The organism is Trichloromonas sp. (genome assembly GCF_034006665.1).
Taxonomy (GTDB): Bacteria; Desulfobacterota; Desulfuromonadia; order Desulfuromonadales; family Trichloromonadaceae; genus Trichloromonas.
Genome location: NZ_JAVESI010000076.1, coordinates 1 through 7,646, shown reverse-complemented (window position 1 = coordinate 7,646; position 7,646 = coordinate 1). Strand labels below are relative to the sequence as shown.

The 7,646-nt window shown below is 61.5% G+C and carries 5 protein-coding genes and 1 pseudogene; 1 reads left to right on the top strand and 5 read right to left on the bottom strand.

Going from position 1 to position 7,646, the window contains the following annotated elements; genetic code table 11:
- Positions 1 to 151 precede the first annotated feature (151 nt).
- From pgaD to pgaA, 4 genes are read right to left on the bottom strand one after another with little or no spacing between them, the layout of a single operon-like run.
- Entirely contained in the window at positions 152 to 595 is a 444-nt protein-coding gene (pgaD, locus tag RBR25_RS17125) for a poly-beta-1,6-N-acetyl-D-glucosamine biosynthesis protein PgaD (protein WP_432820757.1), read from the bottom strand.
- A complete protein-coding gene (pgaC, locus tag RBR25_RS17120) occupies positions 592 to 1,881 on the bottom strand; it encodes a poly-beta-1,6-N-acetyl-D-glucosamine synthase (protein WP_432820756.1) in 1,290 nt (429 codons plus the stop codon). The genes pgaD and pgaC overlap by 4 nt, the downstream gene beginning before the upstream one ends.
- Positions 1,878 to 3,806, bottom strand: a complete 1,929-nt coding sequence (gene pgaB, locus RBR25_RS17115) for a poly-beta-1,6-N-acetyl-D-glucosamine N-deacetylase PgaB (RefSeq protein WP_432820755.1) — start codon at positions 3,804 to 3,806, stop codon at positions 1,878 to 1,880. Before pgaB ends, pgaC begins: the two co-directional genes overlap by 4 nt.
- A 2-nt stretch (positions 3,807 to 3,808) precedes the next feature.
- Positions 3,809 to 6,532: a poly-beta-1,6 N-acetyl-D-glucosamine export porin PgaA gene (gene pgaA, locus RBR25_RS17110; RefSeq protein WP_432820754.1), complete on the bottom strand. Its 2,724-nt coding sequence runs from the start codon at positions 6,530 to 6,532 to the stop codon at positions 3,809 to 3,811.
- A gap of 227 nt (positions 6,533 to 6,759) precedes the next feature.
- Between pgaA and RBR25_RS17105 the strand changes: the two are divergent.
- A pseudogene (locus RBR25_RS17105) lies at positions 6,760 to 7,005 on the top strand (hybrid sensor histidine kinase/response regulator); the annotation flags it as partial.
- A gap of 98 nt (positions 7,006 to 7,103) precedes the next feature.
- Here the strand turns inward: RBR25_RS17105 and RBR25_RS17100 are convergent.
- On the bottom strand, positions 7,104 to 7,646 hold a 543-nt coding region (locus RBR25_RS17100), incomplete at its 5' end, for an ABC-type transport auxiliary lipoprotein family protein (RefSeq protein WP_432820753.1).

The following is a 7,646-nucleotide window of genomic DNA, read 5'->3' as shown; positions in this document are numbered from 1 at the left end:
CGCTTCCTGCCGATTGCCCCGAGCGGTAACGTGATACAACGCTCCTTCAAACTCTATGCGTAGTGGTCATGTCATGGTGTTAAGATGTCAGCGAAATATGGCAATGCAAGACCTGACCCTATATTCTGGGGGGGCCTACCTCCCTATCTCCTCACTCACCTTCGACTTCCCCGGGGTTGCCCCGGTCGTCGTGGCTCATGACAATGCGCCGCCGGTTTTGCCAATGGCGCACCTGTTCTTCCTCCACCTGAAAAAAGTGCGCAAGCTGCACGGAGGTCAGGGGTTCGGGGTGGCGAGTGCGGCGCTCGTTGTTCTGAAAACGCAACTGGTTGTAGATCGCCCAGCCGATGAACACAGTGCCGATGAGGAAAACCACCAGGGGGTAGATGAAGGGGACCTTCAAAATGCTGAGCCAGCCGTCCCGCTCGATCATCGCCAGGGTGAAGAGATGGCCGCCGGTATACCAGGCAACGAGGGTCAGCAGTGGCCGCAAGAGCATGGCAAAACCAACCCAGAAGGCACCGGTCAGAAGACGCTGGCTGTAGCGCTGGAAGCGGTCGGCGCCGCGAGGATTTTTGATGATCGGTGGCTTCATCGGGAACCTCCGGCGCTGCCTTGAGTCACGCCTCGGTCGGGGCTGACCCAGGTGGCGCGTCGCCCGCGTTTTTTGAAGAGTGCTTTCGGCAGTCCGACGATGGAGGTCAGCAGACTGATCAGCCAGAAGGCGAGAGGGTACCAGATTATCCAGTAGTAATAACGGCTGAGCCCTTTTTCGTAGCGCGAGTCGATGCGCAGGCTGATGGCGAACTGCAAAAGGCAGGTCAGCCCGAGAATGACCCCCGGCCAATCGGGGATCATGGAAGGGATTTCCAGGTACTCGGGGAGAGGAAAAAAGAACCCGAGGACCCAGAGGATCGCCACTCCGAGCATGCTGTAGCTCCAGATAACGCTGGCGGTAAATTCAAGATAGACCGGCCACATGCGCCGCCTTTTCCAGCTGAAGAGCCCTAGGGTATTGCGCAGCAGCACCTCGTAGCCCCCTTGCGCCCAGCGCAGGCGCTGCTTCCACAGGCCGCGCAGGGTCTCGGGCATGAGAATCCAACAGAGGGCATTAGGCTCGTAGCGGATGTCCCAGTGATTGAGCTGCATCTTCCAGCTGATGTCGATATCTTCCGTGACCATGTCCAGGCTCCAATAGCCGACCTGATGCAGGGCGGTTTTGCGAAACCCGGAAACCACGCCGGAGACGGTGAATATGCGCCCATAGATGCGCTGTGCCCGTTTGATCATGCCGATGATCGCGGAAAACTCCCCGACCTGCAATTTGCCGAGCAGGGTCGAGCGGGTGCGGATGCGGGGATTGCCGGTGACCGCACCGACCCGGGCGCCGCTGACGAAATGACTCATGATCCAGGATGTGGCGTGGGGATCGAGCAGGGCGTCGCCGTCGATGCAGACGAGAAATTCGTGGGGCGAGACCAGGGCCGCCATGCGCAGGCCCATGGCCTTGCCCTGATTACGGGCGAAGTGAAGCACCCGCAGCTGCGGATGCTTTTCGGCCAGTTCGTCGAGGAGGGCGCCGGTGTTGTCGCGGCTGCCGTCGTTGACGGCGATGATCTCGAAATGGGGATAGGTCTGGGCCAGCAGCGCGGCGATGGTTTCGCGCACGTTATCCCCTTCGTTGTGGCAGGGGACGACCAGGGAAACCCCGGGGTAGCGAGGGAGAATCGGTTCCTGGGTATAGGCAGGGCGTCCCCGCTCCCGGCGCCAGTAGTAGTAGAGGGCGCCGATCATCCACAGGTAGGTCATGAAGAGCGGGTAGAAGAGCAGGAAGGCGAAGAGAAACCCGCGAATATGTTCGAGATAGTCGAGAATAATCATGGCTGGTAAGGGAAGGTGCGCAGGGACATGACCGGCATCAGCGCTTTGATCTCCGGGCGCTCGCCGGGAAAGTCGTCGGGATAGTAACCGTAGTGGCGCGCGCCCCAGCGTTCGAGCAGGCGCATCCAGCGGACCAGGGTTTCGGCGGGAATCGGCGCGTTGTCACGGCGCCAGTCGACACTCTGCAGTTCGAAAACGACCTTGTCCAAGGCGCCGGGATGCTCTTCGATCTTCGCCGCCAGGGTGGCGAGCCAGGTCTCGGGATCCTCGGCTTTTTCCATGTAAGGCATGGCCATCACCGCCGTGTAATCATAGTGTTCGAGAAAGCGCGGCAGACTCTGGGCGAACCAGTTGACGCTGGCCGGCTCCAGGATCGGACGGGCGTAGAGGTTACGGGCGGTTTTCAGCCCCGGACGCCAGTAGCGCAGTTTGCCGGCGAGCTCACCGGTCAACTGATGGAGCGCCTCGACCTTGAGGCCGGTCCAGCGACCGCGCAGCTCGGCCTCGTCGCGTAAACGTCCGATCTCCCCCGGCAGCCCGGCTTTTTTGTAGGCGACCAAGGCCTCGGGGTGGGCATCCTCAAAATCGGAGAGGAAGGCGTCGTCGTGAAAAAGCACCCCGGCAAAGGGGGCATGTTTGGCCAGATCCTCGTAGATTTCGCCGATGAGCCGCCGCGCGTGTGCGGAAAAGGGGGAGAGTCGTCGGTAGTGGGTCGGATCGGGCGCGGCTTCTCCTTCCGCGCGCCAGGCCAGGACCTGATCGCTTTCATCGCCGACAGCGAAAGCCAGCAGGGGCATCCAGGCATAGACCCGAACCCCGGCGCGAGTGCGCAACTGCCAGGCGGCGCGATTGAAGAGATCGGCGCGCACCGGCAGGTGCCGGTTGGGAAAATAGAGGGCCTCGGCGACGCCGTCTCCGTCGGGATCCGCGAAGGCTTGCAGGTAGACGGTGCTGACCCCCAGGGTCTTGACCCGCTCCAGCAGGCGGCCGAGATTGGCCTCCTGTTGGACGGGGTCGGGATCGTAGACGTAATCGAGATCGGCATGCACCACCCGCTGCGGCGGATTGGAGTCGGTCGGGTGACGCAGGGTCCAGACGAAATCGCCTAGCCCGGGATCGTAGAGAACTAGGTCGCGGCGCACGCTAGCAAGGTTTTCCGGCTGGTTGTCGCCGCTTTCCAGAGTCAGGGCGACCTCCATGCCTCTCTCGGAGGCCAGCTCCTGGGCGAGGCCGTTATATTCGCCGTAGGGCCAGACCATCACTCGGGGACGGCGGCCGAGGCGTTCCTTGAAGAGATCGGCGTTGCGGGCGAAATCCTCTGCCAGCCGTTGCCGGTAGGCCTCGTCCGTTTCGTAACGGCCGCTCGCGCTGTCGTAGCGGTAGGTGGTCATGGCCGGTTGGGTATTCCCCTGGGGGTTGGCCGGCTCGCCGTGATGCAGGTCGTAGCTGTGGGAGGCGACCTCCACCAGCTCCGAGTCGGCAACCTCACGGATCTCCTCCCAACTCATGAAGTGTTCGCGCGGCACCTGCTGATCGCCGTAAGGGACGGTTTCACCGGCGGGGGTTTCGATCCAGCGGCCGACCAAAGCCAGTACCGCCTGGTAGTTAAAGGCCTTAAGCAGGGGGAAGACGGTGCGGTAAAAGCTCGCGTAGCCGTCGTCGAAACTTAGCAGCACCGCTTTTTCCGGCAGGGGGCGCTTGCCCTCCCGGGCCGCCAGCAGGTCGTCGATGCCGACTACTTTGTAACCGTTTTCCCGCAGCCAGGCGAACTGGGCGGCCAGGTTAGTGGTAGAGACGGTCATGCCGTCGGGATCGTTGGCGACCTCTTGCACATCGTGATAACAGAGAACGGTAAAGGCTTTGGCCCCGATCGGGGTGGCGACGAAAAAGAACGCCAGCCAGAAGATTGTCCAGATTTGACCCATGGCTAGAACCTCCATCCCAGGCGCAAGTAGTATTCCAGGCCGGTTTCACCCACGCCATCGTAAACCCGTCGCCGCCAGACAGCGCCGTAGTCGAGGGCCAAACGGTCGTGGGCTTGCCAGTTGTGTTCGTAAAGCAACGAGGCGACCGGGTGACCACCGTAATTTCGCTGCCAGTAGCCGCCGCCGGAAAGGGTCAGGCGATGGCCGAAGGAGAAGCTGTAGCGGCGGTAAAGCAGCCAGCGGTTGTCAAGGGTCAGTTCGGCGGAAAAATCGCGCTCGGGGCTGAAATAGGGACCATCGCTTTCGCTGTTGGAGCTGGTCCCGAGATCGAGACGGGCATCGAGCTTGTAATGGGGACGACTGAGCAGACGCTCGCGCTTATAACCACTGAACTGGAGACGGCGGTTGCCGTCGCTGAAGTCCAGCCATTGACCGGAGAGTCCCCATTGGCCCGACTCATCCCGTAGATAATCGACCCCCAGGCGCAATGCGTCGGCATCGATGCCGTTGCGCAGGGCACGCAGAGGGGTGTCGCGGCTGAAGAGCTCGGCGGCAAAGGGGATGGACCAGTGGTCGCCCAGATGCCGGCGCCCGGCCAGGGCTAGGCCCAGATCGTCGCCGTCGGCCTGATTGGCGCTGATCTCGAAAGTACCTTCGAGATCGCGGCCGCGATATTCAAAACCGGCGCCGTAGCGGCGGTAGATACCCTCGCCTTCGGGAAAGTCGGCGCGGCTCCAGTACCAGCTCGCGAAAGCTCGGTAGTGGGTGAGAAAAGGGGTGGAGAAGAGAGTGGCGTCCAGCCGCAATTCTTCGCTCGCCGGCTCGGCGCCACTGTTGTCGGCGTAGGCGGTGCCGGCGCGCAGTTCGCGCAGGCGGTGGGTTTCCCAACTGCGCATCAGGCGCTGAGCCTGGCGGTTTTCCGGAAAACGTCGGTACAGGTCGGCGATGAGCGGCTCGGCCCGGTCAAATTCTCGCAGCGCCATGTGGCTGCCAGCCAGGCTCATTTGGGTGCCGACATTTTGAGGTTCGATGTGCTCTGCCCGCAGATAGGATTCCCGCGCCCGGCGCGGCCAGCCCCGGGCCGATTCCACATCCCCGGCCTGACGGACCAGGTCGGGACTGCGCGGGGCCCGATCGCGCAGTTTTTCGAGTCGCTCTTGCGCCCCTGCGAGATCGTCGCCGAAGAGTCGGGCCTGGGCCGCCGCGATTTCGGCCACAACACGTTGCCGGTTGGGGGTCGGAACCCGGCTGCCGCCCGGGTGGATCCAGACCGGTTCCCGCTCGGCAAGCCGGTCGATCAGCGGCAGGGCCGAGTCGAAATCTTCCAGTTCGATGTAGGCGTAGAAAAGTGCGTGTTGGGCGGTGAAGTTGCCGGGCTCCGCCGCGATGACTTGCAGATAGAGATCCCGCGCCTCTTCCGGACGGCGCAGGTAGAGATAGGCGTCGGCGGCGGCTTGCAGGGCGAAGGGGGGAATTTCCATGTCGTCGGCGACCAAGCGTTCGTATTCAGCCACGGCCTCCGCCATGCGCACCCGGTCGCGCAGGGCCACCAGTCGATCGAGGCGGCCCTGCAAGATTAGCGGGACATCGATTGGATTTCCCGGATTCAACGCGGCCAGGTTTTCTTCGAGGAATGCCAGCGCCCGGTCGGTGGCGGCGAAGCGTTCGGCTTCGCTGGGCGGTTCGACAATGCCCCAGCGCACCTGATGCGCGGCCCGATTGGCTCTGAAGCTCGGAAGTGCTTCGCCTTGGGATTGGTCCGGAGTCGCTTCGGCCTTTGCGACGGCAAGATGGCTGGCGCCCAGGCCATCTAGGGCTTGCAGCCGGGACAGTTGGGTCGCCTCGTGCTCGGGAGTCAGGTCGAGCAGCCTCTGGCTCCAGTCGAGTTGGGCCGGAAGATTGCTTTGCCGGCGGGCCACATAGAGGCCCGCTTCCAGCACCGCCGGATCCTTCGGATTCGCGCTGCGGAGGTTCTGGACGAGGATTTCGGCCTCATCCCCACGCCCTCCGTCGGTCAGCGCGTAAACCTGTCCGATCGCAAGTGCCGTATGTTCTGAGAAGCGGGTGCGGGCCCGGGCGTATAGATCAATGGCGGCATCGTAACGGCGGATGTTGCGCAGTGATTTGCCGAGCGTTTCCAGAACGTAGGCGGGTGCTGCGTCCATGGAAATCTCTTCCGACAGCTCGATGGCTTCGGCGTCTTGTTCGGCCCAGCCGAGGACCACCAGGGTATCGTAGATCAGCCAGAGGTTTTCCGGGCGAGCGGCACGCAACGCCGCGAGCCGGAGCAGGGCTTCATCCATCTGCCCCTGGCGAGCGAGTTCGACGGCATGGCGTTGTTCCAGGTCAGGCAGGGTCGACCAAGCATGGTGGCGCAGACTTTCCTGGCGGGAGGCCGACAGGTCCGGGCGCATGAGCAGGACGGTGTCGCTGGCTACTCCCCGGCTGATGGTGTAAAAACGCCCGTCCGGTTGGTTCTGGGCCGCTTTCGCCGAAGCCAGTCCCAGTTCCACGACGCGGTAGCGTTCCATCCACTGGAAGAGGCTGGCGTCATCGGGGAAAACCCGGACAATAACCTCTTCGCCGAGGTTTTCCGCCAAGGCGTCGGCCCAGTAGAGCGCTGCTTTTTCACCGCCCAGCGTCGCCATCCGCTCGCCTGTGAGCCCTAGGTTCAGTTCGGCTCGGGCCAGAGGGATGTCGACGATAAGCAGCAGCAATAGGATCAAAGTTGGCGTCGCAAAATAATACGATTTTCTTAATGACATCTTGAACCGCAAATGACATCTTGAACCGCAAAATATTTATGTGTTTCCGTTGGTTGCTTTACGAACGGGCATACTAGTCTTAACTCGATTTTATAATCAACCTAAAAATTCACCCGGATCGGTCTTCATTTCGCCCCCCAGCATTTCTCCTTGTCAAAAAAAGAGGGACGGCTATCCTAGTTCATCCCGTCGAGCTGATGAAGGCCGGCGCTTCCGACTATATCCTCAAGCCCTTCAACAATCAGGGTCTCATCGATCGCCTGTAAACCGTCCTGCGCATCCGTAAAATCGAGCTGAACAATCGGGCGCTGCGCCAGGAGCGGAAGCGTCTGCTGCGGGAGAGCGAGGAGTGGAACCGCGAACTGGAGCGGCGGGTGGCGGAGAAGAGCCGCGAGTTGGAGCAGGCCCACGCCGAGATCGTCCAGGAGAAGAAATAACGTTCACTGATCAGGGGGTGATTCAAAAGGTCACTCATGGGGTTTCCTTTCTGCGCCCTGTGTTGCTTAAGAAAACTCGGCGCTATGCGCTAGGGTTACCCCTCATGCGGTGCAATATTCTGCGCCGTCCATTCCAAGAGCTCTGCACTCAGGGTCGCAGCCGCACGATTAAACGCCTGCACCACCACATCCACCTCGGTACCACTACTCGGTTCCACCACGCTGAAGCGGCGCTGCGCTACAATGGTGCGGGCGTATGCGTCTATCAACTGCACGTCAAATTCCACTTCAACCATAGGGTTACCGCGATTATTCCCCGCGTGGGTATAGCTGCTATGAAAGGCGCGCAGATCACTTATAAGGTGGTAATCAGGCACTATGCGACTGTCGGTATCTATCACCGCCTCAAACGCTGCTGCAGTACGGAAATTCTGGATCAGATAATCCTGCACCAGCCGCGGGAGGATATCATCCCAGCGCGCGCCAGAGTAAACGCTCATCTGTTGCGCGTTTGGCATCACCGCAATGCTGGAACTGCTAAGGATGCCGCTACTGCGTGGTGCGTGTATCTGTACGATGGCAGCGTTAGGCTGCACGGATGTTTCAATAGAGGCTGGGCGTAACACATACACTGTGAG